Here is a 26,255-nt window from a genome sequence, read left to right as displayed (position 1 = left end):
GCAGGAGGCGAATCATGGTTACCGAACCCGTCATCTATTCAGACTACAAGCACCACTACGGTTATGACGTAGCCGTCGAGGTTACGGGGCCGATCAAGTCGAATCCCGTCGACCCGAGCGATAACCGCTCCCACTACGTGGCCAAATATTCGATCTACTTCAATGGCGAGGAGCTTCTTGACTCAGAGGTGTGGCTTCAGCAGCACTTTCAGACCAAGGACGCCGCGATGCTGGAGGCGTTTGTACTGGGCCGCCATGCGGCGGACCTGCTCCGGTAGATCAAGCTTTGCCCTGAAGGAACGGCGCTGAGGCTGTGTTTAGGCATACGCGAGTACCGCGATGCGCTTCTCGATCAGCACCAAGGTAGTGCTCATGCCGTAGGCAATCCCGCTCTCTGCATCGTCGCCTAGCGGGCCCGGCGGCACTGTTGCACCGGCCTCCCGCAGTTGGGTCGCAATCTGCTGCAGCTCGCTAGCTGCGTCGCAACCAAAGGGGGATACCTCGGCCATATGGATGAGCTGCTGGAGGATGAACTGGAGTCCATGCTCGGTGTTGCCCATCTCTTCGACTTGTGTGAGCTCCAGGGCCAGCCGTAGGCCACTTATGTCGCTGCGATACGGGGTTCGCATCTGAGTGCCCTCCGGCAGGTGTGGACGTTAGACATCGCGGGTCGGCTGTTAAGTCCACAAAAGGCGAGGCGGCGACCGGAGGTATCAGATTGGTAGAACACTGCTGACTGCGGACAGTCTTCCGCAGACAACCTGGAGTTTCCTATGGCTACCTTCAAAGAGCGCAGTCGCAGATTTGCCAAGGCAGCTTCTGCCGCCTGGGCAGACCTCGACCAATACCTGAGTACCGACCCAGACCTCACCACCCCTGAAGTGAGGGAGCGTATGTTCCAGCTCGAGTCCGTGGCTCAGCAGGCGCATGATGACTACTTCGAAAGCGTGGATTCTGAGCAGGGGAAAAGTTCCAACGCGTGAGCTTGCGCACCGACGGTGACGCGGCAACGGCTAGGGAGGGCCACATCTCAAGGAGATGCAACATGGTTTGCCCTGTGTGTGGAACAACCGAGGCGCAGGTGTGGAAAGAGCCTGGCCGCAATGCCATCGACTGTACCGAATGTGGCCATTACACCATCAGCGGGAGCGTGCTAGCGGTACGCGATGCCAACGGGTACAAGTTCGACGTAGAACAAACCAGGGCCTGGCTGGATGGCCGAAGAAAGTTTCAGGACCCACCGCTGATTACCACCCAGTCGGTGTGCTGGGCGGCCTGATCAGTTCTGCATGTGTCGAAAAGGTGTCGAATTCACTGGGCCGGATAGCTACATAGTGAGAGGACGGGGAGCACCTAAACCACAGATTGCGGAGGTTTACGCCGCAATGGAACGCAAAAAACCGGGTTCAAATCCCCCCGGCTCCACCAAACAGGCCCTTGGAAATCGACAGGTTTTCAGGGGCTTTTTCTTTGCTGGTCAAAAAACAATCTAACCGTGGTAGACTCCCGGCCCCGCAAGGTGATAAGCGCAGATGGCAGCCGCCATCCTGATCTATGCGGTATGCAGTCCTACCAGGACATGGCAGGTATCCGGAACACCGTTCCACTTGAGCGCACGCTCTGCTTTCTTGAGATCAGAAGCAGATTCGCTGCGCAGCACTGATACAAGCCGACTCTCCCTCCTGCAGTTCCTTGTTCTCCAAGGTTCATGCAGCTGTTCTGCTCGATCTCAATCGTCCCTACTGGCGTCACCTCCTGTCGAGACAACAACCTGCCGGAACATCGGTCTGCGAACGCATGCCTGGATTTCCGGTCATAAAACACGCGCGCTCAAGCAAAACGCCGGCGCGCCCGACACGAGTAATTCTTATGAACACACCTATTATCTGCCGCACCTATCGGCAACCCGTCAGCCAATGCGCCTGCTTCCGTTGCCGCCCACTTGGAGCTGATGTACAGCTCAAATCCTCGGCAAACAGACCAGTCGCCCATTAAATGCCCCCGCGCTATCAACTCATTGCACCAGGGGATATGCGAGAGGATGGCGAAAGCTCCGGCTCTGTTGGAATCCCTCTTCCCGGCGTTAGGGACTGGCTAGGCAGATGAACAAAGCCTCGGTGAAGTAATGACTCAGGCAAGAGCCTTAGAGATTCCACGCCAGATCACTAACACCAACAGAGCGAACCTCACTGCATCGCGCTGACTTTTATCTGGCCAAAGCGGAGTAGCCCAAGATTATGGGCTGGTTCCAACGCGCTGAATGAAGCGTCTGCCGAAAGGCACACTCAGCCTGTTGTCTCGGCATTCCGGCCAGTTTGGCGGCGTGTCTCGCCCTCAGAACAAGCCCATTTGCCGATCAATCATCGCTGCGAAGTCATCCCCCACAAACGGCAGGATCGCATCCGCCACCGGCTGTAGCTGACGCGTCAGGTAGTGTTCGTAGTCGATGGCCGAGCTGCGGGTTTCCAGAGGTTCGGGGCCGGCGGTGGTGATCAGGTAGCTGATCCAGCCGCCGCGCTGGTACTGGCGTGGGCGACCGAGGCGATCGTTGTGGTCGTCGGCCAGGCGCGCGGCGCGTACGTGGGGTGGGACGTTGCGTTCGTAGTCGCTGAGTTTGCGGCGCAGGCGTTTGCGGTAGATCAGCAGCTCGTCCAGCTCGCCAGCCAGGGTACGCCGCACGTAGTCGCGGATGTATTCCTGGTGCGGCTTGCGTTCGAAGATCAGGCGGTACAGCTCCTGCTGGAAGCGCTGGGCCAGCGGCGACCAGTCGGTGCGCACCGTTTCCAGTCCCTTGAACACCATCTCCTCGTGACCATCGGCGCGCTGCACCAGGCCGGCGTAGCGCTTCTTGCTGCCCTCTTCCGCGCCGCGCACGGTGGGCATCAGGAAGCGCCGGTAGTGGCTCTCGTACTGCAGTTCCAGCGCGCTCTCCAGGCCCATCTCGTCGCGCAGGTGCTCGCGCCACCACTGGTTGACCTTCGCCACCAGCGCGCGGCCGATGCGCGCGGCAGCCTCCTCGTCGTGCTCGTGGCCGAGCCAGACGAAAGTGGAGTCGGTGTCGCCGTAGATCACCTTGTAGCCCTCGGCCTCGATCAGCTCGCGGGTACGCTTCATGATGGCGTGGCCGCGCAGGGTGATGGACGAGGCCAGGCGGGTGTCGAAGAAGCGGCAGCCACTGGAGCCGAGCACGCCGTAGAAGGCGTTCATGATGATCTTCAGCGCCTGCGACAGCGGTGCATTGCCCTCGCGCTTGGCCGCCTCGCGGCCCTGCCAGACGCGCTCGACGATGTCCGGCAGGCAATGCCGGGTACGCGAGAAGCGCGCCTCACGAAAGCCCGCCACCGAATGCTCGTCGTCCGGCTCGCGCAGCCCCTCGATCAGGCCCACCGGGTCGATCAGGAAGGTGCGGATGATCGAGGGGTACAGGCTCTTGTAGTCGAGCACCAGCACCGACTCGTAGAGCCCCGGGCGAGAATCCATGACGAAGCCGCCAGGGCTGGCCTGGGGCATCTTCTCGCCGAGGTTTGGCGCGACGAAGCCCATGCGGTGCATAGGCGGCAGATACAGGTGGGTGAAGGCCGCCACCGAGCCGCCACTGCGGTCCGCCGGCAGGCCGGTGGTGGCGGCGCGCTCCAGCAGGAAGTCGATCAGCCGGGTGTGGGCGAAGATGCGCGTGACCAGCTCGCAGTCCTTGAGGTTGTAGCGGGCCAGGGCCGGCTTGTCCTCGGCGAACATGCGGTTGATCTCGTCCATCCGCTCATAGGGCGTGTCGATCGCCTTGCCCTCGCCGAGCAGGGTCTGCGACACGCTCTCCAGGCTGAACGGGGTGAAGTTCCAGGTGGCCGAACGCAGCGCCTCGATGCCGTCGATGATCAGGCGGCCGGCGGCTGCGGCGAAGTAGTGGTTGTGGCTGGCGTGTTCGCGCCACTCCATCACCTCGCCGCCGCGACCGAACAGCAGCGGAACCTTGAGGTCGACGGAATGGCGCTGCAGCACGCGCAGGTCGAACTGCACCAGGTTCCAGCCGATGATGGCGTCCGGGTCATGCTCGGCCAGCCAGGCGTTGAGACGCTGCAGCAGCTCGGCGCGGCTGCTGCAGTAGGCCAGGTCGAAGTCCACCTCGGGGGCGACTTCCGGCCGCTCGCCGAGCATATACACCTGACGCTGGCCGCAGCCCTCCAGGGCGATGGAGTACAGCTCGCCGCGCTCGCTGGTCTCGATGTCCAGCGATACCAGGCGCAGCTTGGGCCGGTAGTCCTCGGCCGGCTTGAGGCGGCCGTCGAGCAGTACGCCGCCCTCACCCGGCGTGCCGGCGAACCACACCGGCGCGGTGATGAAGCGTTCCATGAGGAAGCGCTCCGGCGGGCGGATATCGGCCTCGTAGACGTCTACTCCGGCCTTGCGCAGCTGCTTGTCGAGCTTGATCAGCTGGCGATGGGAGTTGCAGTACAGGCCGAGCACCGGTCGCTGGCGGAAGTCGCGCAGGCCCAGCGGACGCAGCTCCACGCCGCGTTCGCCACGCAGCTGCGCCTCGGCACGCTCGCGCTGCACGGCGGGAACGAAGGCCACCGAGGGCTGGTGCGCCAGGCGCAGCAGGCGCGGGCCGGCGTCGCTGGCCAGCCAGAATTCGACCTCGGTGCCGGCCGGCGTGTCGCGCCAGTGACGGGTCAGGACGAAGCCCTGTTGCAGATCCACGCAGTTGTCCCGGAAAACTGTACTCGGCGTGATTCTACCGGGCACGGCGCCGCTCCGGGCTCAGATCTCGACTTGGGTACCCAGCTCGATCACCCGGTTCACCGGCAGCTGGAAGTAACTCATGCTGCTGTTGGCGTTCTTCTGCAGGAAGGCGAACAGGCGCTCGCGCCAGGGCATCATGCCGAAGCGCTTGGTCGGGATCACCGTCTCGCGGCTGAGGAAGTAGGTGGTGCGCATCGGCGCGAAATCCAGGCCCTCGACGCTGCACAGGCGCAGCGCCTGCGGCACGTTGGGCTCCTCCATGAAGCCGAAGTGCAGCAGCACGCGGTAGAAACCGTCGCCGTAACAGGCGACCTCGAATCGCTGTCCCTCCGCCACCCGCGGCGTGTCCTCGCTGAGCACGGTGAGCAGCACCACCTGCTCGTGCAGCACCTTGTTGTGCAGCAGGTTGTGCAGCAGCGCGTGGGGCACGGCGTCCGGCCGCGCGCTGAGGAAGATGGCGGTGCCCTCGACCCGGTGCGGCGGCTGCAGGCGGATGCTGTCGAGGAAGCCCTGCAGCGGCAGCGAGGTCTCGTCCAGGCGCTCGAACAGCATCTGCTTGCCGCGCTTCCAGGTGGTCATCAGCACGAACAGGGCGATCCCCGCCACCACCGGGAAGGCGCCGCCCTGGAACACCTTGGGCACGTTGGCGCTGAAGAACAGCACGTCCACCAGCAGCAGGCCGAGCAGCACCGGCAGCACCAGCCAGCGCGGCATGCGCCACAGCAGGAGCATCACCGCGGCCACCAGCAGGGTGTCGATCAGCATGGTGGTGGTCACCGCCACGCCGTAGGCGGCGGCCAGCGCGCCGGAGGAGCCGAAGCCGATCACCAGCAGCACTACGGCCACCATTAGCGCCCAGTTGACCACGCCGATGTAGATCTGCCCCTGGGCCGCGCTGGAGGTGTGCTGCACCTGCATGCGCGGGATGTAGCCGAGCTGGATGGCCTGGTGGCTGAGCGAGAAGGCGCCGGAGATCACCGCCTGGGAGGCGATGATGGTGGCCAGCGTGGCCAGGCCGATCATCGGCAGCAGCGCCCAGGACGGCGCCAGCAGGTAGAACGGATTGCGCGCGGCCGCGGGGTTCTCCAGCAACAGCGCGCCCTGGCCGAAGTAGTTGAGCACCAGGCCGGGCAGCACCAGAGCGAACCAGGCGCGGGTGATCGGCTTGCGGCCGAAGTGGCCCATGTCGGCGTACAGCGCCTCGGCACCGGTCAGCGCCAGCACCACGGCGCCGAGGATGGTCACGCCGATGCCCGGGTGGCTGATGAAGAAGTTCACCGCCCACCAGGGGTTGAGCGCCTGCAGCACCTCCGGGCGCTGGACGATGCCGTGTATGCCGAGCACGCCCAGCACCACGAACCACAGCACCATCACCGGGCCGAACAGGATGCCGATGCGCGCGGTGCCGTGCTTCTGGATCAGGAACAGGCCGATCAGCAGCACCACGGTGACCGGCACCACCCAGTGGCTGAGGCCCGGCAGCGCCACCTCCAGGCCCTCGACTGCGGAGAGCACCGAGATGGCTGGGGTGATCATGCTGTCGCCGTAGAACAGCGCGGTGCCGAACAGGCCGAGCAGCACCAGTACTGAACTCAGCCGCGGGTATCCGGCGGTGGCGCGACGGGCCAGGGCGGTGAGCGCCATCACCCCGCCCTCGCCGCCGTTGTCGGCGCGCAGGATGCACAGCACGTACTTGAGCGAGACCACCCAGAGCAGCGACCAGAGGATCAGCGAGAGGATGCCGAGCACGCCGGCCTGGTCGACGCGCACGCCGTAGTGGCCGGCGAAGACTTCCTTGAGGGTGTACAGCGGGCTGGTGCCGATATCGCCGTAGACCACACCGATGGCGGCCACCAGCAGGCCGAAGGATGACGCATGGCTACGGGAAACCCCGTCCAACTCCGCGATGTTGGAACTCAACGACGCACCTCAGGAGAGCAGCGGCGCCGGGCGCCACGATGAAAGGCGAATGGTGCGGACGGGCAGACCCTCCAGCGAACCACTTCAGGGCGTCAATTCTCGCCTGGCGGCCAGGGCCTGGCCGTTAAGAATGCGTAAAGAATGCCCGCCGGCGCCGACCGGAAACGGCTACAGCAGCGACTGCTGGCGCGCCGGGGTGATTACGCCTTCCAGCTCCAGCAGCGCCTGCTTGCGGTGCAGGCCGCCGGCATAGCCGGTGAGGCTGCCGTTGGCGCCGATGATGCGGTGGCAGGGCACTATGATGGCGATGGGGTTGACCGCATTGGCGCGGCCCACGGCGCGTGCCGAGGTGTTGCGGTCCAGCTTCAGGGCCAAGGCGCCGTAGGTCATGGTGGTGCCGTAGGGGACCTGCCGCAGGTGCTTCCAGGCCTCGTGCAGGAAGGCATTGCCCAGCGGCGCCAGGGCCAGCTCGAATTCGCAGCGCTGGCCGGCGAAGTATTCCTCCAGCTGCCGTGCCACCGGTGCCACCAGCGCGGCCTCGCGCTGCAACTGGTAGCCGCGCCAGATCAGCGGCTCGTGCACCTCGTCGTCGAGGAATTCCAGGCGCTGCAAGGCACCCTGGGCGTCCACCAGGGCGATCATCACGCCGAGCGGGGTATCGATCAGGTCGCCGCGAACCGGCGTCGGTGCTGTCATGGAGCTCTCCTCGAGTGCGCTGCCGACTATCGCGCCAGCGGCCCGCTCGATCAAGGCAGCGCTGTCCGAGAACGGCTAAACGGACTTCGGTCACATATCCGACATACGGTCTTAACCGTTTCGCTTGCCGGGTCGACTTCTAGCTGCATACCCGTCGTTTCAGGAAGTCCTCCATGACCCGCTGGCTCGCCAACCTCAACGTCAGTCGCAAGCTCACCCTGGGCTTCGCCCTGGTCCTGCTGCTGACCACCCTGATCACCCTCATCAGCTGGATCAGCGCCGACAAGATCATCGCGCGCAGCACCAAGCTCAGCGAGATCGCCGAGCTCAATCTGCTGACCAAGGAGCTGCGCATCGCCCGCCTGAGCTACCAGGCCGACCGCGATCAGGAGAGCCGCGACGAGGCACTGGCCGCGCTGCGCACGCTGCAGGAACAGCAACAGGAGCTGTCCCATCAGCTGAGCGACCCGTACGACCTCGACCTGCTGCGCCAGCAGAGCGAGCACGCCACCCGCTACCAGCGCCTGTTCGAACAGCTGGTGGGCACGGTGGACAACCGCGCCGCTGCCCATCGCGACCTGACCGCCCGCGCCGAACGCATCGGCCAGGGCCTCGACCAGTTGATGGACCAGCTGACCCAGGGCGGCGGTGAGGTGCTCGAGGAACAGCGCCTGCCGCTGCTACGCGAGATCAGCGCTGCCTCCCTGCAGGTGCAGGCCGCCCGCCGTCTGGTGCTGAGCTACATCGGCCGCGAGGACAGCCAGGCCGAAGCCGCCGCCAGCAAGGCGGTGGCCGACGTCGCGACACTGCTCAACGGCCACAGCCAGAACATGCCGGCCAGCTTCCAGGACGAGCTGAGCATGTCTACCGAGGAGATCAAGAACTACTCGGCCAGCCTGCAGCAGTTCACCCGCGAGCTGAACACCAGCCTCGACCTGCGCAAGCAGATGGTCGAGATCGGCAACCAGCTGGAATCGCTCAGCGGCCAGCTGAGCACCAGCCAGATGGACAAGCGCAGCAAGGAAACCGCCAGCAGCCGCACCCTGATGATTGGTGCCGCCGTGTTCGCCCTGCTGCTGGGCAGCGCCGCTGCCGTCGCCATCACCCGCCTGATCGTGCAGCCGCTGCGCGACACCCTGCGCGCCGCCGAACGCATCGCCGCCGGCGACCTCAGCCAGGACCTGCGCGTCAACCGCGTGGACGAGCTCGGCCAGCTGCAGCGCAGCATGCAGGACATGACCCTGAGCCTGCGCGAGCTGATAGGCCATATCCGCGACAGCGTCACGCAGATCGCCAGCGCCGCCGAGGAGCTGTCCGCGGTCACCGAGCAGACCAGCGCCGGCGTCACCAGCCAGAAGGACGAGACCGACCAGGTCGCCACCGCGATGAACGAGATGACGGCCACCGTGCAGGAAGTGGCGCGCAATGCCGAACAGGCCTCGCACGCGGCCAACGACGCCGACCGCCAGGCCAAGGAAGGCGAGACCGCGGTCAATGACGCGGTGCAGCAGATGGACCGCCTGGCCGGCGAAGTGCAGCGCTCCAGCGAGGCGGTCAACCACCTGCGCAACGAGAGCGACAAGATCGGCAGCGTGCTCGACGTGATCAAGGCGGTGGCCGAACAGACCAACCTGCTGGCGCTCAACGCAGCCATCGAGGCAGCCCGTGCCGGCGAGGCCGGGCGCGGCTTCGCGGTGGTCGCCGACGAGGTACGCGGCCTGGCCCAGCGCACGCAGAAATCCACCGAAGAGATCGAGGCGCTGATCGGCAGCCTGCAGCAAGGCAGCCAGCAGGCCGCCGGCCTGATGGACAGCAGCCGCACCCTGACCGAGGCCACCGTCGACCTGACCCGCCGCGCCGGCAGCCGCCTGGGTGAGATCGCCGACGCGGTCTCCGCCATCCAGGCGATGAACCAGCAAATCGCCGCGGCCGCCGAGGAACAGACCGCCGTGGCCGAGGAGATCAACCGTAGCGTGATCAACGTGCGCGATATCTCCGAGCAGACCGCCGCCGCCAGCGAGGAAACCGCCGCCTCCAGCACCGAGCTGGCGCGCCTGGGCAACGACCTGCAGATCCTGGTCAGCCGCTTCCGTACCTGACGCACGCGGGCTGAACGCAACGCGGGGCCGGTCGGTCCCAATCCGAAACGTCCCGCTTCGGAGGTTGCCGTGCTAGCCCGTGCCGGCCTGTTCGCCCTGTTCGCCCTGCTCGTCACCGCTCTCCCGGCCCAGGCCGGGGAGCCGTTGCGCATCGTGCAGCTGCAGCGCTGCGGCGCGCTCTTCGACGCTTCCGCGCAGTACTGCCTGCGCGCCACTGGCCTGGAGCAAGGCGAGCTGCGCGTGCACCTGGGCCAGGCCAAACTCGAACCCTCCGCCATCCAACGCGACGGCCAGACCCTGCGCCTGAATCCGCCGGATGGGCCCAGCGCCGCGCTGTGGCTGCAGCAGGGCGAACGACGCAGCAACCCGGTGTGGCTGTCGCGCGGCAGCAGCCAGGTGCTGGCCGCCGGCCCGGACGAGGTGGCGAAGAACATGGACGGCCTGACCACCTACCTGGACCTGGTCAGCCTGCTGATCGAGGAGAAGCACGACGGGCGCAAGGAGGCCGAGCGCCTGGCCGAGAGCTACGGTGCCAAGGTGGTCGGCGCCATACCGCCGCTGAACATCTACCAGCTGCGCCTGCCGGCCAAGGACCTGGTGCAGCGCGATGCGCTGATCCTGCGCCTGGGCAGCGAGGCCAGCGTGGACGCGGTGATCGTCGAGGAATCCGCCCCGGAGAAGGGCGAAGAAGGCGAACGCACCGACGTGCCGCAGCAGCCGAGCGACGACGAGTGGGCAGCCAATCGCTTCGCCGACGCAGTGAACTACTACCGGCGACGCATCCCCGCCAAACAGGCGCCGATCGACACCAAGCCGGTGCGCATCGGCGTGATCGAGCGCAACGTCGACTTCGACGCCGCGGACTTCACCGACCACCTCGGCGGCTGCACACCGGACCAGCGCACCTGCCTCTACGCCCGCGACTCGGACAAGCCCGACAACCACGGCAGCAGCGTGGCCGGCATCCTCGCCGCCCATCCGCAACGCGGTGGCAACAGCGGCTTCCTGCAGGCATTGGATGGCGCCGGGCCGGGCTTCGAGGTCATCGTCGAGCGCAACTCCGACGCCGGCATCACCGCCAACGTGGCCGCCTCGGTCAACTTGGTCGAGGACGGCGTGCGGGTGCTCAACTGGAGCTGGGGCATCCACCGGGTCGGGGCGAAGAACGTCGAGGGCGACGAGGTCGATTCGCTGATCCGCTCGGGCCTGGCCATGAGCGGCTACGAGGAGCTGCTGGAGGAATTCTTCCTGTGGCTGCGCCGCGAGCACCCGGACGTGGTGGTGATCAACTCGGCCGGCAACGGCGCGGCTTTCTCCGGCACCGACGAATACCGCCTGCCCTCCTCCTTCATCACCGACCAGCTGCTGGTGGTCGGCGGCCACCAGCGCAGCCAGAAGAAGGACGTGGCGGTGGACGACCCCGAATACGTGATCAAGCGCAGCTCGTCGAACATCGACATGCGCGTGGACATCACCGCCTCGGCCTGCACCCGCGCCTCCACCCTGCGCGCCGGCGAGCGCGGCGAGGTGCACTGCGGCACCTCCTATGCCACGCCGATGGTGGCCGGCGTGGTGGCAGCCATGCTGTCGATCAACCCCGAGCTGCAGCCGGACCAGCTGCGCATGCTGCTACGGCGCAGCGCCATGACCATCGGCGGCGACTACGACTTCGAACCCATGGATGCCGAGGACCTGACCGCGCCGATCCTGCCGTCCGAGCGCAAGTACCAGCTGGACGATGAAGACGTGGGCCGTTCCGCGCGCCTGGACATGCAGAAGGCCCTGGACCTGGCCGTGCAGAGTCGCGAGCGGGTGCGCTGAGGGCAAAAAAAAGCCCGCCGGGGGAGGGGCGGGCATGGGTGGACGGGATGAGGAGGCCGTCCAAAGCGCCATCTCAGGCGCGGAGCAATTCGGGTAGAGGATCAGTGCAGGCGAATATCGCGCTGGCAACGCTGGCTGGCGGCACTCGCCAGGTCACGCGAGACGAAGGGGCCCTGCTGCGGTACACCATCCACCACCACATACCAGCAGGCCATGTGGCCTTCGGCACGCAAGGGTTGCGGTACGGCACTGCCGACCATGGACATGATGTCGATACGGGGCATCGCGTGATCTCCTCTGAACGTGTGACCACTCTAGTGAGCCGGGGGTTCAGGCGGAAATCGCTAGTCTCGATAGTGGCCATGTGCGCGACCGATAACGGCCGCCAGGCTCACGCGGACGGGGCGCCGTGGCGCGCGCCGCTGGCCTGCACGATGCGCTGCGCCGGCACGCGCAGCTGGGCGAGCAGGTATTCGGCGAACTCCGGCGTGTAGCCCTGGCCGGCCACCGCATGAGCCATGCAGGTCAGCCAGGCCTCGGCCTGGGCATTGCCGATCGGCCACTGCGCGTGGAAGCTGGGGATGCCGATGGAGCCGTACTTCTCGGCGAACAGGCGCGGGCCGCCGAGCCAGCCGCTGAGGAAGCAGGTCAGCTTGTCGCGCGCCAGCTCCAGGTTCTCGGCGTGCATGGCGCGCACCTCGGCGGCCTCGGGCAGCTCGTCCATGTAGCGATAGAAGTCGTCGACCAGGCGGCGCAGCCCGTCCAGGCCGCCGGCAGCCCGATAGGAAGCATCGCCCTCACCAAAACGCTCGCCCATGCATCTGCCCTCGCGGAAAAGGCCGGCATTCTAGCGCCGCGCCGGCCAGCCAACATTGCTGCTCGTCAGTACGGCGATGCGCCGTCTCGCAGACGAATCATGGCAATTGCGGGTCGCTTCCATGACCTTATCGGCTGCGGCATCCGGTGTACTCTGTGACTATCAAGTCACGGGACTCACCTATGGCCCTCAGCACCTTCGACCTGTTCAAGATCGGCATCGGCCCGTCCAGCTCGCACACGGTCGGGCCGATGCGCGCCGCCGCGCGCTTCGTCGAGGGCCTGCGCCGCGAGGACCTGTTCGACGCCACCGCCAGCCTCAAGGTCGAGCTGTATGGCTCGCTCGGCGCCACCGGCAAGGGTCACGGCAGCGACAAGGCAGTGCTACTGGGGCTGGAGGGCGAGCAGCCGGACAGCGTCGACACCGCCACCATCGACGGCCGCCTGGCCGCCATGCGCGCCAGCGGCGAGCTGCAACTGGGTGGCGACAAGCCGATCCGCTTCGTCGAGAAGGAACACCTGGCGATGATCAGGAAGCCGCTCGACTATCACCCCAACGGCATGATCTTCCGCGCCTTCGACGCCGCCGGCCTGCAGATCCGCTCGCGCGAGTACTACTCGGTAGGCGGCGGCTTCGTGGTCGATGAAGAAGCCGCCGGCGCCGACCGCATCGTCGAGGACAAGACCGCCCTCGCCTACCCGTTCAAGACCGCCAAGGAGCTGCTCGCCCAGTGCGCCGAGCACGGCCTGTCGATCAGCCAGCTGATGCTGGCCAACGAAGCTGCCTGGCGCCCGGAAGCCGAGACACGCACCGGCCTGCTCGCCATCTGGCAGGTAATGCAGGACTGCGTCACTGCCGGCTGCCGCAACGAGGGCATCATGCCTGGCGGCCTCAAGGTGCGCCGGCGCGCCGCCGCCCTGCACCGCCAGCTCAGCCAGAACCCCGAGGCAAGCCTGCGCGACCCGCTGACGGTGATGGACTGGGTCAACCTCTACGCCCTGGCAGTGAACGAGGAAAACGCCAGCGGCGGCCGCGTGGTCACCGCCCCCACCAACGGCGCGGCCGGCATCGTGCCGGCGGTGCTGCATTACTACCGGCGCTTCGTGCCCGGCGCCTCGGACGACGGTGTGGTGCGGTTCCTGCTCACCGCCGCGGCCATCGGCATCCTGTACAAGGAGAACGCCTCGATCTCCGGTGCCGAGGTCGGCTGTCAGGGCGAGGTCGGCGTGGCCTGTTCGATGGCTGCCGGCGCCCTGTGCGAGGTGCTCGGCGGCAGCATTCAGCAGGTGGAGAACGCCGCCGAGATAGGCATGGAGCACAACCTCGGCCTGACCTGCGACCCGGTCGGCGGCCTGGTCCAGGTACCGTGCATCGAACGCAATGCCATGGGCTCGGTGAAGGCGATCAACGCCGCGCGCATGGCCCTGCGCGGCGACGGCCAGCACTTCATCTCGCTGGACCGGGTGATCCGCACCATGCGCGAGACCGGCGCGGACATGAAGAGCAAGTACAAGGAAACCGCCCGTGGCGGCCTGGCGGTGAACATCATCGAGTGCTGACGGCCGCTAGCCCTCGCTGCGCCCTGACGACTGACGGTCGCGCGCGTAGCGGCGGCTGAGCGGAAACACCGGCAGCCAGCCCTCGCGCCGGCAGGTCCACAGCTCGTAGGTCGGCTGCAGCTGGTCCGGCGCATCCAGCGAACCCAGGCTCACCTCCACCTCATCCCCCGTGCGCGCGAACACCGGCGAGCCGCAGCGCGGGCAGAAGTGCCGGCCTGCGTAGACACGGGTCTCGCCCTCGATACTAACCGCCTCTTCGGCGAATATCGCCGTGGCATGGAACAGCGCGCCGTGCTGCTTGCGGCAGTCCAGGCAATGACAGATGCCGGTGCGATAGGGCTGCCCCAGCGCCACCAGCCGCACGTCGCCGCACAGGCAACCACCCGTGAACCTGTCCATACCCACCTCCTCCGCAGCCCACTCTTACCCATGCTGACCATGCCCGGCGGCGAGCATTCAGATCGGCGCCGGCAGCAGGATGAAGCATAGGGTGCAGCGAGGAGCGTGGAGGGCCGCGGCAATGCCCTCGCCACCTTTAGCGGCGAAGTCTGAAGACGAAATATCAGCACCCGGCCGGCGGCAGAATGACGCAAAGAGTTGAAATGCGAATGATTCGCGAATAATGTGCGCGCTCTCGCCGTGTCCGCGCATGGCGTTCAGGCCTCTCGCTGCGGAGCGCGCCATGCCGCCACATGAAGATTCGTTCGTCTCTCTCGACCTGCTGTACGGGGCGCATCACGGCTGGCTGCAAGGCTGGCTGCGGCGCTCGGTCGGCTGCTCGCATCAGGCGGCGGACCTGGCGCAAGACACCTTCGTGCGCCTGCTGGTGCGCGGCCGCCCCGTCAGCAACCAGGCGCCGCGCGCGCTGCTGGCGCGCATCGCCCGTGGTCTGGTGATCGACCACTGGCGCCGCGATGCCCTGGAGCGCGCCTACCTCGAGGCGCTGGCGCAGCTGCCCGAGGCCAGCCATCCCTCGCCGGAGGTACGCCACGAGGCATTGCAGTGCCTGGAGCGTATCGCCCAGTTGCTCGACGGCCTCAAGCCCCAGGTGCGCGAGGCCTTCCTGCTGTATCAGCTGGGCGGCCTGAACCACGCCCAGGTGGCGGCTCAACTGGGCGTCTCCAGCCGCACCGCCGAGCGGCATGTGGCCAGCGCCCTGCTGCACTGCTATCGCGCCTGCTTCGAGGCGACGTCATGAGCCGCCAGGAACGCCTGCCAACCCTGCCGGATTCCATCGTGCGCACCGCCATCGACTGGCAGATGCGCCTGCGCGCGGGCGCCGGCAATGCCGAGCTGCAACGGCAGTGGCAGGAATGGCTGCACCACGACGCCCGCCACCAGCTGGCGTGGCAACGCCTGCAGCAGATGGGCGGGCTGTTCCAGTCCGGCCAGCTGCCTGCCGCGCAGGCCATTCCCCTGCTGCACCGGGCGGAAACCGACCTCGGCCGCCGGCGCAGCCTCAAGCTGCTCGGCCTCGGCCTGGCCGTCGGTGGCAGCGGCCTGCTGGCCACCCAGGTGCCACGCACCTGGCACGCCGACTTCACCACCCGCACCGGCGAGCGCCGCCAGGTAGCACTCGCCGGTGATGCCGAAGCCCTGCTCAACACCGGCAGCGCGCTGGATGTGGTGGACGGCGAGTTGCGCCTGCGCGCCGGCGAAGTCCTGGTCCAGGGCAGCGACTGGCGCGTGCGTTGCCGCTTCGCCAGCTGCGCCGGGCGCGATGCCAGCGTGCTGCTGCGCGAGCACGACGGCTACAGCGAGATCCGCGTGCAGCGCGGCGCGGCGCTGGTTGCCATCGGCAAGCAGCAACAGCGCCTGCAAGCGGGCGAAGGCCTGGCCATCTCGGCCGCCGGCACACGCGTGCTGGGCCAGGGCCCGCTCGACCCGTTCGGCTGGACCCGCGGCCTGCTGGTGGTCAACGACATCCGCCTGGCCGACTTCCTCGCCGAGGCCGGGCGCTATCGCCATGGCTGGCTGGGTTGCGAGCAGACGGTGGCCGACCTGCGCCTGTCCGGCGTGTTCCACCTCGACGAACCCACGGCGATGCTGAACAACATCAGCTACCTGCTGCCGGTCCGGGTGGTCGAGCGCACCCGCTGGTGGGTACGCGTGGTGGCGGCCTAGGTCGAATTCCAGCGCACGAAAATTTTCTGTCGGACTTTTGCGTCTCATCCGGTTTGAGGGGATCACTCCCTCATTGGACATCGTCATGCGCTCTGCCAGCTCCGCGTCATTCCAGTTCCGTCCCCGCTCCCTGCCCGTCGCCATCTGCCTGGCGCTGACGCTGAACGCCGGCCTGGCGGCTTTGCCGGCACAGGCCGCCACGCCGGCGCAGGCGGCAGTCGCCCCGAGCATCGCGGCCGGGCCGCTGGGCCAGGCGCTGAGCACCTTCGCCGAGCGCGCCGGCATCACCCTGTCTTATTCGCCGGACCAGGTGCGTGACCTCAGCAGCCCTGGCCTGGCCGGCGGCGGCTCGGTGGAAGACGGCCTGGCGGCACTGCTGGCCGGCAGCGGCCTGGTCGCGCACAAGACGCCGACCGGCTACGTGGTGCTGCCGAGCAAGAGCGGCTCGAGCCTGCAGCTCGACGACACCGACATCGAGGCCAGCGCCACGCAGAGCGCCTTCGAGCCGGCCAACGGCTACTTCGCCAGCAACGCCAGCAGCGCGACCAAGACCGACCGGCCGATCCTGGAAACCGCACAGAGCATCAGCGTGGTCACCGCCGAGCAGATCGCCGACCGCAACGTCGACCGCGTGCAGGATGCCGTCGCCTACAGCGCCGGCGTACGCGTCGGCAGCTCGGGCCTCGACCCGCGCTTCGACACCATCAGCGTGCGCGGCTTCGACACCACCATGTCCGCCGACTTCCTCGACGGCCTGCGCCAGCCCTACAACGGCTGGCTGTCAATCTACGGCACCGAGGCCTACACCCTGGAGCGCATCGAAGTGCTGAAGGGGCCGTCCTCGGTGCTCTACGGGCAGATCAGCCCCGGCGGCATGGTCAACCGGGTGAGCAAGCGCCCGAGCCTGCTGGCGAAGAATCAGGTCGAGATCCAGGGCGGCAACTACGACCACCAGCAGGGCCAGTTCGACGTCGGCGGCAAGCTGGATGACGACGGCAATGTGCTGTTCCGCACCGTGGGCGTGTACCGCGACGCGGAGAACTACATCGAGCAGTTGAACAACGATGTACGCCTGATCGCGCCGTCGCTGAGCTGGCAGATCGACCCGGACACCAGCCTGACCCTGCTCGCCCAGTACCAGGAGCGCGAGACCGCCGCCTCGCCGATGCTCTATCAGGACGGTGACCACCTCACCGACTTCTGGCAGGGCGACGAGTACTTCGACAAGCTCGAGCAGCGCCAGTGGACCGTCGGCTACGAGTTCGAGCACGCCTTCAACGACACCTTCAGCCTGCAGCAGAACCTGCGCTACGGACAGATCGACACCACCAACCAGTACCTGCAGCCCGACGGCAACATCAGCAATGGCGTGATGGATCGCTACGCGGTCGGCGTCTACGAGAACATGGACTCGGTGACCACCGACACCCGCCTGGTCAGCCGCTTCGCCACCGGCGCGCTGCAGCACACCCTGCTCAGCGGCGTGGACTACGCCTGGTTCGACAGCTCGGTGCTGTACGCCATGGGTCCGGCGCCATCGATCGACATGAACGCACCGGACTACCACCAGCCGGTGAGCAAGCCGACCGACCCGCTGGCCGACCAGGATGGCCTGACCCAGCGCACCGGCGCCTACCTGCAGGACCAGATCGAGCTCAACCGCTGGCGCCTTTCCGCCGGCCTGCGCCGCGACTGGGTGCACGTGCGCAACGATGACAACCTGAGCGGCATCAACAGCAAGACCAACGACTCCGCCACCACCTACCAGCTCGGCGCGCTGTACCTGTTCGACAACGGCCTGGCGCCCTACGCCAGCTACGCCGAGTCGTTCCTGCCGCAGAGCGGCACCAACGCCGGCGGCGCGCTGAAACCGACCGAGGGCAAGCAGTACGAGGTCGGCCTCAAGTACCAGCCGCCGGGCAGCAGCGCGCTGTTCACCGCCTCGCTCTACCACCTGACCCAGGAAAACGTGACCACCCGCGATCCCTACGATCCGCTCAATACCGTGCAGACCGGCGAGCAGGTCTCCCGCGGCCTGGAGCTGGAGGCCGTCGCCGACCTCAGCGAACGCATGCACCTGACCGCCAGCTACACCTACAACGACCCGGAGATCACCAAGAGCAACGATGGTGACGAGGGCAACGATCCGAAGGACGTGCCGCGCCACCTGGCCTCGCTGTGGCTGGACTACAACCTGCCGTTCGGCCTGGGCTTCGGCGCCGGCGCGCGCTACACCGGCAGCGTGTATGGCGACGACGCCAACAGCATGAAGAACGAGGACTACACCCTGTTCGACGCCGGCGTGCACTACGACTTCGCCGGCGGCCTGGACGGCGTACGCCTGGCCGTCAACGCACGCAACCTGACCGACAAGCAGTACATCAACTGCCAGGACGGTTACTGCTACCGCGGCGAGGCGCGCAGCGTGGTCACCAGCCTGAGCTACAGCTGGTGAATGCGCTGAGCTGGCTGCGCCAGGCAACGCTGGCGCTGGGCCTGCTGCTGGGCGGCTTTGCCGCCGCCCACGCCGACCAGGTCAACCTGGACGGCAGCGAGCAGTGGCTGATGAAGAGCGCCGAGGGCCGCGACTACCGGATCATGGTCAGCCTGCCGGAGGGCGACGTGCCCTGGACCGGCGGCTACCCGGTGATCTACCTGCTAGACGGCAACGCCTACTTCCCGGCCTTCCACGCCGCCAAGCGCGCGCAGGACCGCTGGCGTTCCTCCATCGTGGTCGCCATCGGCTACCCGAGCGATACGCCGCTGGACTTCAACCGCCGCGCCTTCGACCTGTCACCGCCACAAGAGCCTGCGCGCAACAATCCGCCGCAGGGCGGCCAGGACCTGTTCCTCGACTTCATCGAGCAGCGCCTGATGCCCAAAGTGAACGAGCGCTTCAAGGTCGACCAGGACCAGGTCAGCCTGGTCGGTCACTCGTTCGGCGGCATGTTCGGCATCTATGCGCTGTTCACCCGCCCGCAACTGTTCCAGCACGTGGTGGCGATTAGCCCGAGCCTGTGGTGGCGCGATCGTTATCTGCTGGCGCATGAGAAGGCGTTCACCGAGCAGGCGCACGCCGGCAAGCTGGATCTGACCCATCGCAGCCTGTCGATGTGGGTCGGCGACCGCGAGATGCCGCAGGAGATCCAGGACGTGCGCTCGCTGCAGCTGCGCCTGGAACAGCTCTCGCAGTATGGGCTGCGCAGCGACTTCCAACTGGAGCGCGGTGAGGACCACATGTCGATCCCCTTCCGCGTCATCACCCGGGTCCTGGAAGAACTGCTCAGCACCCGACGCTTCTGATCTGCCTATCACGGCTGCCACCCGGCAGCCGTGCCCTTCTCTACTTCATTGACGCAGGCGATAGCCGGTCTTGAAGATCCAGCTCACCACCAGCACGCAGGCCAGCAGGAAGCCGAGGATCATGCCGATGCTCAGGCCGAGGTTGACGTCGGCAACGCCGAAGAAGGCCCAGCGGAACGCGCTGATCAGGTAGACCACCGGGTTGAACAGGGTCAGCTTCTGCCACAGCTCCGGCAGCATGCTGATCGAGTAGAAGCTGCCGCCGAGGAAGGCCAGCGGCGTGACGATCAGCGCGGGCACCACCTGCAGTTTTTCCCAGCCGTCGGCCCACACGCCGATGATGAAGCCGAACAGGCAGAAGGTGATCGCCGTCAGTACCAGGAAGACCAGCGCCCAGACCGGATGCGCCACCTCGAAATCGACGAACAGGCGCGAGGTGGCGAAGATGATCAGGCCGAGAATGATCGACTTGGTCGCTGCCGCGCCGACATAGCCGACCAGGATCTCGAAGAACGACACCGGCGCCGACAGCAGCTCGTAGATGGTCCCCGAGTACTTCGGCATATAGATACCGAACGAGGCGTTGCCGATGCTCTCGGTGAGCAGCGCCAGCATGATCAGGCCGGGCACGATGAAGGCGCCGTAGCTGACGCCGTGCACCTCGGTCATGCTCGAACCAATGGCCGAGCCGAACACCACGAAGTACAGCGAGGTGCTGATCACCGGGGTGGCGATGCTCTGCAGCAGGGTGCGCCAGGTGCGGTGCAGCTCGAACAGGTAGATGGACTTGATGGCGTAGAGGTTCATACGCGCTCCTTTTCGTGCACCAGGCTGACGAAGATGTCTTCCAGCGAGCTCTCGCTGGACTGCAGGTCCTTGAAGTCGATGCCGTGCTGGGCCAGGTCCTTGAGCAGCTCGGCGATGCCGGTGTGCTCGCGCTGGGCGTCGAAGGTGTAGACCAGGGCGTGGCCCTCGTCCGTCAGCTCCAGGCCGTGGCTGGCCAGCTCGGCCGGCACGCAGGACAGCGGGTGCTTGAGCTGCAGGGTCAGCTGCTTCTTGCCGAGCTTGTGCATCAGCACGTGCTTGTCCTCCACCAGGATGATCTCGCCCTTGCGGATCACCCCGATGCGGTCGGCCATCTCCTCGGCTTCCTCGATGTAGTGGGTGGTGAGGATGATGGTCACGCCGCGCTCGCGCAGGCGGCGCACCATGTTCCACATGTCGCGGCGCAGCTCCACGTCCACGCCCGCGGTGGGCTCATCGAGGAACAGGATCGACGGCTCGTGGGACAGCGCCTTGGCGATCATCACCCGGCGCTTCATGCCGCCGGACAACTCAAAAATCTTGGCGTCGCGCTTGTCCCACAGCGACAGGTCCTTGAGCAGTTGTTCGAGGTACTGCGGGTCGGGCTTTTTGCCGAACAGGCCGCGGCTGAACTTGACGGTGGCCCAGACGGTTTCGAACACGTCGTTGACCAGCTCCTGCGGCACCAGGCCGATGGCCGAGCGCGCGGCGCGGTAGTCGGCCTTGATGTCGTGGCCGGCCACGCGCACCTGGCCCGCGCCCGGATTGACGATGCCGCAGATGATGCTGATCAGGGTGGTCTTGCCGGCGCCGTTGGGCCCCAGCAGGGCGAAGATCTCGCCCTGGCGAATGTTCAGGTTGATGTTGCTCAGCGCCGGATGGCCGGACTTGTAGGTCTTGCTCAGGTTCTCGACGGAAATCACCGATTCCACGGTTACTCCTTAGCAGGCTGTTGAAACGTTGACGAGGCCGGCTGGCCTAGGCAAAAACAGCCGAAAAAGCGCAGTTTACGAGCAGTAAATGAGCATTTTGAGGCTGTTTTTAACAACGGCCAGACAACGCAGGTAGTTTTCAACAACCTGCTAGCCAGGCAGTAATGGGCAAAGGCTGGATTGTACGCCGATCAGCTCTCCTCCACCCGCATGCGCAGCTGTTGCAGGCCCTGCTCGAAGTCGCCGCCGACCCGCCCATCCACATCGCAGACCAGCGAGATGGCCTTGCCGATGAAGCCGTTGCGGCCGGTCATGCTCCAGTTCACCCGGGTGCCGGCGCCCTCCGACGTGAAACGGAATTCGGCCAAGCTGGTGGCGCGAAACGGCTCGATGAACTCCAGCAGCACCTGCACCCGTTCGCCCGGCACGCTGTCGACGATGGTCGCACTGCCGACGCCCACGTCCTTGTTGCCCACCCAGCGCTGGATGGCACCGACGCCCTGCTCCGGGCCCTCGTAGTCCACCTTCATCGCCGGGTCGCGCTTGGCCCAGGGCGACCAGTGCGGCCACTGGTGGAAGTCCTCAATCTGCGCCTGCAGCGCGGCGGGTGGCGCCTGGATCAGCGCCGAGCGCTCGACGCGGAACTCAGCCGGGCGCGTGGCGATAAACACAGCCAGCCCGGCGACCAGCAGGGCGACGACGATCAGAATGCTCATGCTTCCGGTCCTTGCGATGGGGGTGGGAGGGCCGTCCATAAACGGCCTTGTCGGACTCAGGGCTGCAGTTCGAACAGCGCCTGGCCACTCTCCGGGTCGAAGGGGGCGGAGAAGTGGTCATGCACGATGCGCCACTGCCCGCCGATGCGCCGATAACCCTGGGTCACGCGCATCCAGCAGTTGTGCGTGTTGCCTTCGTTGTCGGTGCCGCCACAGTGGCAGAGGAAGTGGCCGAAACCGACATCGCCCTCGCCCCACTGCTGCAGCTGGTGCACCTCGAAGGTCATCGGCCCCTGGCACATCTCCAGGCAGTTCTTCCAGTGCGCCTTGTAGACCTCGCGACCCTTGAACTGCAGCTGCAGGATGGCATCGAAGGCGACCAGGTCATCGGCGTAGTGGCCGAGGATGGCGTCGACGTCGCGAGCCTGGTTGGCCTTCTCCCAGCTGTCGGTCAGGGCTTTCAGTTCGCTCTGTACATTGCTCATGGCTTCGCTCCTCGCGCTCAGGCGCAGCAATCGTGTTTGGTGGGTTTGGCGCCGTCGTACTGGTCGTGCAGGCGCACCCAGTTCAGGCCCTTGCCTTCGAGGTTGGCCATGCCGTCCCAACCCTCGCCACGGCCGAAGGGCGTGAGGTCGAGGAAGTGGTGGGCGCTCATCAGGATGTCCAGGCCGCGAGCGTAGGTGGAATAGGTGTGGAACACCCGCTCGCCATCACGCAGGAACACGCTGGCGCCGGGCAGCTCGCCCTTGACCATGTCCAGCTGACCCATGCGTTTGAGTTCGGCTTCGTCCTGGTAGTTGTACTCGACCGGCGCCTGGCTGGCGTCGATGGTGACGTGGAAGTCGTAGTTGAAACGGCTGCCGAACGAGGAGTACCAAGGCAGCTTCCAGCCCATGCGCTGCTTGAAGGCCTCCAGCTCCGCCAGCGGCGCGTTAGAAACCAGCACCAGGTTGGTGTCGCGGGCATGCAGGTGGGCCGGGTGGCCGATGTTGTCGGTGAGGAAGGAGCAGCCGGGGCAGCCCTCACCTTTGTCGCGGTGGAACATGAAGTGGTAGACGATCAACTGACGGCGCCCGGCGAACAGCTCGGCCAGGCCGACCTCGCCCTCGGGGCCGGTGAATCGGTAGTCGGCCGTGACCTCCACCATCGGCAGCGCGCGGCGCTGCACGTTGAGTGCATCGAGCTGGTGGGTCAGTGCCTTCTCCTGTTCCAGCAGCTGGCGACGTGCGACCAGCCACTCCTCGTGACTGGCGACTTTCGGGTATTCAGGATTCATCGTTGTTCCTCCTCGTGGCGGCGCGGCGGCAGCCGAGCCACAGGCCGATGCCGCCAGCACCGGCGACGCTGGCGCCGCCCACAGCCAGGGCGGCCAGACAGAACGGGCACACGACTTCAGCCCTCGATTTGCAGCTGGCGCACCGGCCGCACTTCGACGCTGCCGACCCGCGCGGCGGGAATGCCGCCAGCGATCTGCAGCGCCTCGTTGAGGTCACGCGCCTCGATCAGGTAGAAGCCGGCCAGCTGCTCCTTGGTCTCGGCGAAGGGACCGTCGGTGATGCTCAGCTTGCCGCCGCGCACGCGCACGGTGGTGGCGGTGGCGACCGGCTCCAGCGGTTCGGCGGCGAGCATGCGGCCGCTCTGCTGCACGGTCTGCGCGTAGTCCAGGCACTCCGCATCACGCGGACTGTCTGGCGAGTCGTGCAGGACTTTCTCGTCGCTGTAGATCAGGCACAGGTATTTCATCGCGTTCCTCCCTGGCAGCGGTTTTCGCTGCTGTCATCCTCTGGTCGAGCGGCACTCTGGCAATTCGACAGGGCCGCGCAAAAAAATTTCAGGCGCCCGGCAGCTCGGCCAGACGGCGCTCGAGAAACTGCCGGTCGGCGCCCTGCTGGCTCAGCTGCAGGGCACGCTGGTAGGCACTGCGCGCCTCGCCCCAGCGGCCCAGGCGGCGATTGAGATCGGCGCGGGCGGCGTGGGCCAGGTGGTAGTCGCCCAGCTCGCCGCGTTCGAGTATGGCCTCCACCTGGCGCAGGCCGGCCTCGGCACCGTCGCGCATGGCCAGGGCCACGGCGCGGTTGAGTTCGATCACCGGCGAGGGCGCGGCATCCTGCAGCACGTCGTACAGGCCGACGATCTGCGCCCAGTCGGTAGCCTCGACGCTCCGCGCCTCGGCATGCACGGCGGCGATGGCGGCCTGCAGGCAGTAGGGGCCGATCTCGCCAGAGGCGAAGGCGGCCTGGATCTGCGCCTCGCCCTCGGCGATCAGCTCGCGGTCCCACAGGCTGCGATCCTGCTCCTCCAGCAGCACCGGCTGGCCTTCGGCATCGCTGCGGGCGGCTCGGCGCGACTCCTGCAGCAGCATCAGCGCCAGCAGGCCGCGCACCTCCGACTCGGGCAACAGTTCGAGCAGCAGGCGACCGAGGCGGATGGCCTCGGCAGAAAGATGCTGACGGGTCAGGCTCTCACCGCTGCTGGCGAAGTAACCCTCGTTGAACACCAGGTAGACCACCCGCAGTACCACCTCCAGGCGCTCGGGCAGCTCGCGCCGGCCCGGCACCTCATAAGGAATGCGCGCGTCGCGGATCTTGTTCTTGGCCCGCACGATGCGCTGGGCGATGGTCGGCGGCGTGGCGAGGAAGGCGCTGGCGATTTCCTCGGTAGTGAGGTCGCAGACTTCGCGCAGGGTCAGTGCCACCTGGGCATCGGCAGCCAGAGCCGGGTGGCAGCAGGTGAAGATCAGGCGCAGGCGGTCATCTTCCAGATGCTCGCCATCCCAGGCCTCGCCCCCAGCGGGCTCCTCGACATCGTCGAGGGCCTGGAAGCGCGCCTGGCGGCGCAGCTGGTCGATGGCCTTGAAGCGCCCGGCCGAGACCAGCCAGGCCCGCGGGTTGGCCGGCACGCCCTGCTCCGGCCACTGCTCCATGGCCGCGCGAAAGGCTTCGTGCAGGGCCTCCTCGGCCAGGTCGAAATCGCCCAGCAGGCGAATCAGGGTAGCCAGCACCCGGCGCGATTCCTCGCGGTACAGGCGCGTCAGCAACGCCTCGCTATTCAGATCCATCTGCGCCCTCGTCGTGGTGATTGCCTGACTGAGCCTACCCATGGATCGGGCCGACGACCACCGGATCGACCGGCGGTCGCGGCCCTATAAATGCAAAACCCCGCCGGAGGGCGGGGTTTGTCAGAAGCAGCGAAGCGTTACTGCGGCTGGGCCTGGGTCTGAATCGCCAGTACCGACTCACCGGAGTGGCGATGCAGTTGCGGCATCAGCGAACCGATGACCATACCCGCCAGGCTGAACAGCAGGCCGGCCAGTTGCGGCGGCCAGAAGGCGGCGTCGGTCAGGGTGTATTCCAGGTAGCCCCAGGAGCCCAGGCCCATGGCCATGGCCAGCAGTGCGCCCTGGGTGGTGGCGCGCTTCCAGAACAGGCCGGCGAACAGCGGCAGCACGGCGGCGACCAGGGTCACCTTGTAGGCGTTGCCGACCATCTCGTAGATGCTGGAATCCGAGTACAGGGCGAAGGTCATGGTCGCGGCGGTCATCGCCAGCACGCTGCAGCGCATGGCCAGCAGGGCCTGGCGGTCGTTGCGCAGCGGCAGGAAGCGCTTGAGCACGTTCTCGGTGAAGGTCACCGACGGCGCCAGCAGGGTGCCGGAAGCGGTGGACATGATCGCCGACAGCACCGCGCCGAAGAACATGATCTGGGCGAACAGCGGGGTGTTCTCCAGGATCAGGCGCGGCAGGATCATCTGCGAGTCTTCGGCCAGCCAGTGCTGGACCATCTGCGGGTCGATGATCGAGGCGGAGTAGGCCAGGAAGATCGGCAGCATGCAGAAGCACAGGTAGAAGCAGGCGCCGGTCATCGAGGCGCGCGCGGCGATGTTCTCGGTCTTGGCCGACATCACGCGGGCATACACGTCCTGCTGCGGGATGGAGCCGAACATCATGGTCACCGCGGCGCCGATGAAGGCGACGATGTCCTTGGTCGAGGTGCCGTGCAGGAAGGTGAACTTGCCTTCGCTGGCTGCCTTGGCGATCACCACTTCCGGGCCGCCGGCCATGCCGCCGACCAGCCAGGTCAGGTAGAACAGGCCGATGACGATGATGATCATCTGCAGGAAGTCGGTCATCGCTACCGACCACATGCCGCCGAACAGGGTGTGCAGCAGGACGATGAAGGTGCCGATCAGCATGCCTTCGGTGGTGCTCAGGGCGCCGTCGGAGAGCACGCTGAACACCACGCCCAGTGCGGTCAGCTGCGCCGCAACCCAGCCGAGGTAGGAGGCGATGATCACCAGGCTGGTGAGCAGCTCGACATTCGGGCCGAAGCGCTTGCGGAAGAAGTCGCCGATGGTCAGCAGGTTCATGCGGTACAGCGGACGGGCGAATACCAGGCCGACCAGCATCAGGCAGCCGAAGGAGCCGAACGGGTCTTCGATGATCCCGGCGAAACCTTCTTCTAGGAAGGTGGCGGGAATGCCCAGCACCGCCTCGGAGCCGAACCAGGTGGCGAATACCATCGCCACTACCAGGGGGAAGGTCATGCTGCGCCCACCAGAGGCGAAGTCCGTGGAGTTCTTCACTCGGGTGGCGGCATAGAAGCCGACGGCGATAGTGACCAGCAGGTAGAGCGCAACGAACCAGATCAGCATTGTTACCCCGTCCAGATACATCTGTCCGCGCGGCGGTCTTGGTGCAAGGCAGCGGCCGGCGAACAACAGGTGTGGTG

Annotated in this window: 24 protein-coding genes and 1 pseudogene; 10 read left to right on the top strand and 15 right to left on the bottom strand. The window is 66.5% G+C overall.

Features of this window, described 5'->3' with window-relative positions:
• Positions 1-14: 14 nt before the first annotated feature.
• Positions 15-278 (top strand): hypothetical protein, encoded by a 264-nt coding sequence (locus PTT45_RS17655; RefSeq protein ID WP_273815028.1) that lies wholly within the window; start codon positions 15-17, stop codon positions 276-278.
• 39 nt (positions 279-317) lie between these two features.
• Here PTT45_RS17655 and PTT45_RS17650 read toward each other — a convergent pair whose 3' ends face one another.
• Positions 318-629, bottom strand: coding sequence for a hypothetical protein (locus PTT45_RS17650; RefSeq protein WP_273815027.1), 312 nt, complete (start codon positions 627-629; stop codon positions 318-320).
• A 144-nt stretch (positions 630-773) separates the two neighbouring features.
• Here PTT45_RS17650 and PTT45_RS17645 point away from each other — a divergent pair, with 144 nt between their 5' ends.
• Positions 774-983 carry a hypothetical protein gene (locus tag PTT45_RS17645; RefSeq protein ID WP_273815026.1) on the top strand — a complete coding sequence of 70 codons (210 nt, stop codon included), beginning with the start codon at positions 774-776 and terminating at the stop codon, positions 981-983.
• 1,351 nt (positions 984-2,334) lie between these two features.
• On the opposite strand, the gene PTT45_RS17640 is transcribed toward PTT45_RS17645, so the two are convergent.
• From PTT45_RS17640 to PTT45_RS17630, 3 genes are all read right to left on the bottom strand, one after another.
• Positions 2,335-4,695 carry a DNA polymerase II gene (locus PTT45_RS17640; RefSeq protein WP_273815025.1) on the bottom strand — a complete coding sequence of 787 codons (2,361 nt, stop codon included), beginning with the start codon at positions 4,693-4,695 and terminating at the stop codon, positions 2,335-2,337.
• A 60-nt stretch (positions 4,696-4,755) separates the two neighbouring features.
• A complete protein-coding gene (locus tag PTT45_RS17635) occupies positions 4,756-6,657 on the bottom strand; it encodes a potassium transporter Kup (protein ID WP_443218207.1) in 1,902 nt (633 codons plus the stop codon).
• Positions 6,658-6,825: 168 nt separating this feature from the next.
• Positions 6,826-7,353 carry a methylated-DNA--[protein]-cysteine S-methyltransferase gene (locus PTT45_RS17630; RefSeq protein ID WP_273815024.1) on the bottom strand — a complete coding sequence of 176 codons (528 nt, stop codon included), beginning with the start codon at positions 7,351-7,353 and terminating at the stop codon, positions 6,826-6,828.
• A 173-nt stretch (positions 7,354-7,526) separates the two neighbouring features.
• Here PTT45_RS17630 and PTT45_RS22420 point away from each other — a divergent pair.
• The 3 genes and pseudogenes from PTT45_RS22420 to PTT45_RS17620 form a co-directional block, all read left to right on the top strand.
• Positions 7,527-8,597: pseudogene (locus PTT45_RS22420) on the top strand (methyl-accepting chemotaxis protein); the annotation flags it as partial.
• Positions 8,580-9,452 carry a methyl-accepting chemotaxis protein gene (locus PTT45_RS22415; RefSeq protein ID WP_443218213.1) on the top strand — a complete coding sequence of 291 codons (873 nt, stop codon included), beginning with the start codon at positions 8,580-8,582 and terminating at the stop codon, positions 9,450-9,452. The pseudogene PTT45_RS22420 and the gene PTT45_RS22415, both read left to right, overlap by 18 nt.
• A gap of 69 nt (positions 9,453-9,521) precedes the next feature.
• A complete protein-coding gene (locus PTT45_RS17620) occupies positions 9,522-11,273 on the top strand; it encodes a S8/S53 family peptidase (protein WP_443218206.1) in 1,752 nt (583 codons plus the stop codon).
• A 101-nt stretch (positions 11,274-11,374) separates the two neighbouring features.
• Here the strand turns inward: PTT45_RS17620 and PTT45_RS17615 are convergent, their stop codons facing one another.
• Positions 11,375-11,557, bottom strand: a complete 183-nt coding sequence (locus PTT45_RS17615; protein WP_273815022.1) for a hypothetical protein — start codon at positions 11,555-11,557, stop codon at positions 11,375-11,377.
• Positions 11,558-11,664: 107 nt separating this feature from the next.
• Positions 11,665-12,090, bottom strand: a complete 426-nt coding sequence (locus PTT45_RS17610) for a group II truncated hemoglobin (protein ID WP_273815021.1) — start codon at positions 12,088-12,090, stop codon at positions 11,665-11,667.
• A 182-nt stretch (positions 12,091-12,272) separates the two neighbouring features.
• Between PTT45_RS17610 and PTT45_RS17605 the strand changes: the two genes are divergently transcribed.
• Positions 12,273-13,649, top strand: coding sequence for an L-serine ammonia-lyase (locus PTT45_RS17605; RefSeq protein WP_273815019.1), 1,377 nt, complete (start codon positions 12,273-12,275; stop codon positions 13,647-13,649).
• Between the two features lie 6 nt (positions 13,650-13,655).
• Here the strand turns inward: PTT45_RS17605 and PTT45_RS17600 are convergent, their stop codons facing one another.
• Positions 13,656-14,048, bottom strand: coding sequence for a GFA family protein (locus PTT45_RS17600; protein ID WP_273815018.1), 393 nt, complete (start codon positions 14,046-14,048; stop codon positions 13,656-13,658).
• A 283-nt stretch (positions 14,049-14,331) separates the two neighbouring features.
• On the opposite strand from PTT45_RS17600, the gene PTT45_RS17595 reads away from it, so the two are divergent.
• The 4 genes from PTT45_RS17595 (at position 14,332) to PTT45_RS17580 (ending at position 19,076) form a co-directional block, all read left to right on the top strand.
• On the top strand, positions 14,332-14,847 hold the full coding sequence (locus PTT45_RS17595; protein ID WP_273815016.1) for a sigma-70 family RNA polymerase sigma factor: 516 nt from the start codon (positions 14,332-14,334) through the stop codon (positions 14,845-14,847).
• The gene (locus PTT45_RS17590) at positions 14,844-15,773 is read left to right on the top strand and encodes a DUF4880 domain-containing protein (protein ID WP_273815015.1); all 930 of its coding nucleotides are present in this window, start codon (positions 14,844-14,846) and stop codon (positions 15,771-15,773) included. The genes PTT45_RS17595 and PTT45_RS17590 overlap by 4 nt, the downstream gene beginning before the upstream one ends.
• A gap of 85 nt (positions 15,774-15,858) precedes the next feature.
• Complete coding sequence (locus PTT45_RS17585) at positions 15,859-18,228, top strand: TonB-dependent siderophore receptor (protein WP_273815014.1); 2,370 nt, start codon at positions 15,859-15,861, stop codon at positions 18,226-18,228.
• Complete coding sequence (locus tag PTT45_RS17580; RefSeq protein WP_273815012.1) at positions 18,225-19,076, top strand: alpha/beta hydrolase; 852 nt, start codon at positions 18,225-18,227, stop codon at positions 19,074-19,076. Before PTT45_RS17585 ends, PTT45_RS17580 begins: the two co-directional genes overlap by 4 nt.
• Before the next feature lie 45 nt (positions 19,077-19,121).
• Here the strand turns inward: PTT45_RS17580 and PTT45_RS17575 are convergent, their stop codons facing one another.
• The 8 genes from PTT45_RS17575 to PTT45_RS17540 form a co-directional block, all read right to left on the bottom strand.
• Entirely contained in the window at positions 19,122-19,883 is a 762-nt protein-coding gene (locus tag PTT45_RS17575; protein ID WP_273815011.1) for an ABC transporter permease, read from the bottom strand.
• Positions 19,880-20,812: an ABC transporter ATP-binding protein gene (locus PTT45_RS17570; RefSeq protein ID WP_273815010.1), complete on the bottom strand. Its 933-nt coding sequence runs from the start codon at positions 20,810-20,812 to the stop codon at positions 19,880-19,882. The genes PTT45_RS17575 and PTT45_RS17570 overlap by 4 nt, the downstream gene beginning before the upstream one ends.
• Before the next feature lie 191 nt (positions 20,813-21,003).
• Positions 21,004-21,528 (bottom strand): SRPBCC family protein, encoded by a 525-nt coding sequence (locus PTT45_RS17565; RefSeq protein ID WP_273815009.1) that lies wholly within the window; start codon positions 21,526-21,528, stop codon positions 21,004-21,006.
• A 56-nt stretch (positions 21,529-21,584) separates the two neighbouring features.
• Entirely contained in the window at positions 21,585-22,013 is a 429-nt protein-coding gene (locus PTT45_RS17560) for a YybH family protein (protein ID WP_273815008.1), read from the bottom strand.
• Between the two features lie 17 nt (positions 22,014-22,030).
• A complete protein-coding gene (locus PTT45_RS17555) occupies positions 22,031-22,804 on the bottom strand; it encodes a DUF899 domain-containing protein (protein WP_273815007.1) in 774 nt (257 codons plus the stop codon).
• Positions 22,805-22,920: 116 nt separating this feature from the next.
• Positions 22,921-23,271: a YciI family protein gene (locus PTT45_RS17550; RefSeq protein WP_273815005.1), complete on the bottom strand. Its 351-nt coding sequence runs from the start codon at positions 23,269-23,271 to the stop codon at positions 22,921-22,923.
• Between the two features lie 88 nt (positions 23,272-23,359).
• Positions 23,360-24,586, bottom strand: coding sequence for an RNA polymerase sigma factor (locus tag PTT45_RS17545; protein WP_273815003.1), 1,227 nt, complete (start codon positions 24,584-24,586; stop codon positions 23,360-23,362).
• Positions 24,587-24,723: 137 nt separating this feature from the next.
• A complete protein-coding gene (locus PTT45_RS17540; RefSeq protein ID WP_273815002.1) occupies positions 24,724-26,178 on the bottom strand; it encodes a sodium:solute symporter family protein in 1,455 nt (484 codons plus the stop codon).
• Positions 26,179-26,255: the final 77 nt, after the last annotated feature.

Source organism: Pseudomonas sp. Gutcm_11s (genome assembly GCF_028649395.1).
Taxonomy (GTDB): Bacteria; Pseudomonadota; Gammaproteobacteria; order Pseudomonadales; family Pseudomonadaceae; genus Aquipseudomonas.
This window is presented reverse-complemented; position numbering and strand designations above follow the sequence as displayed.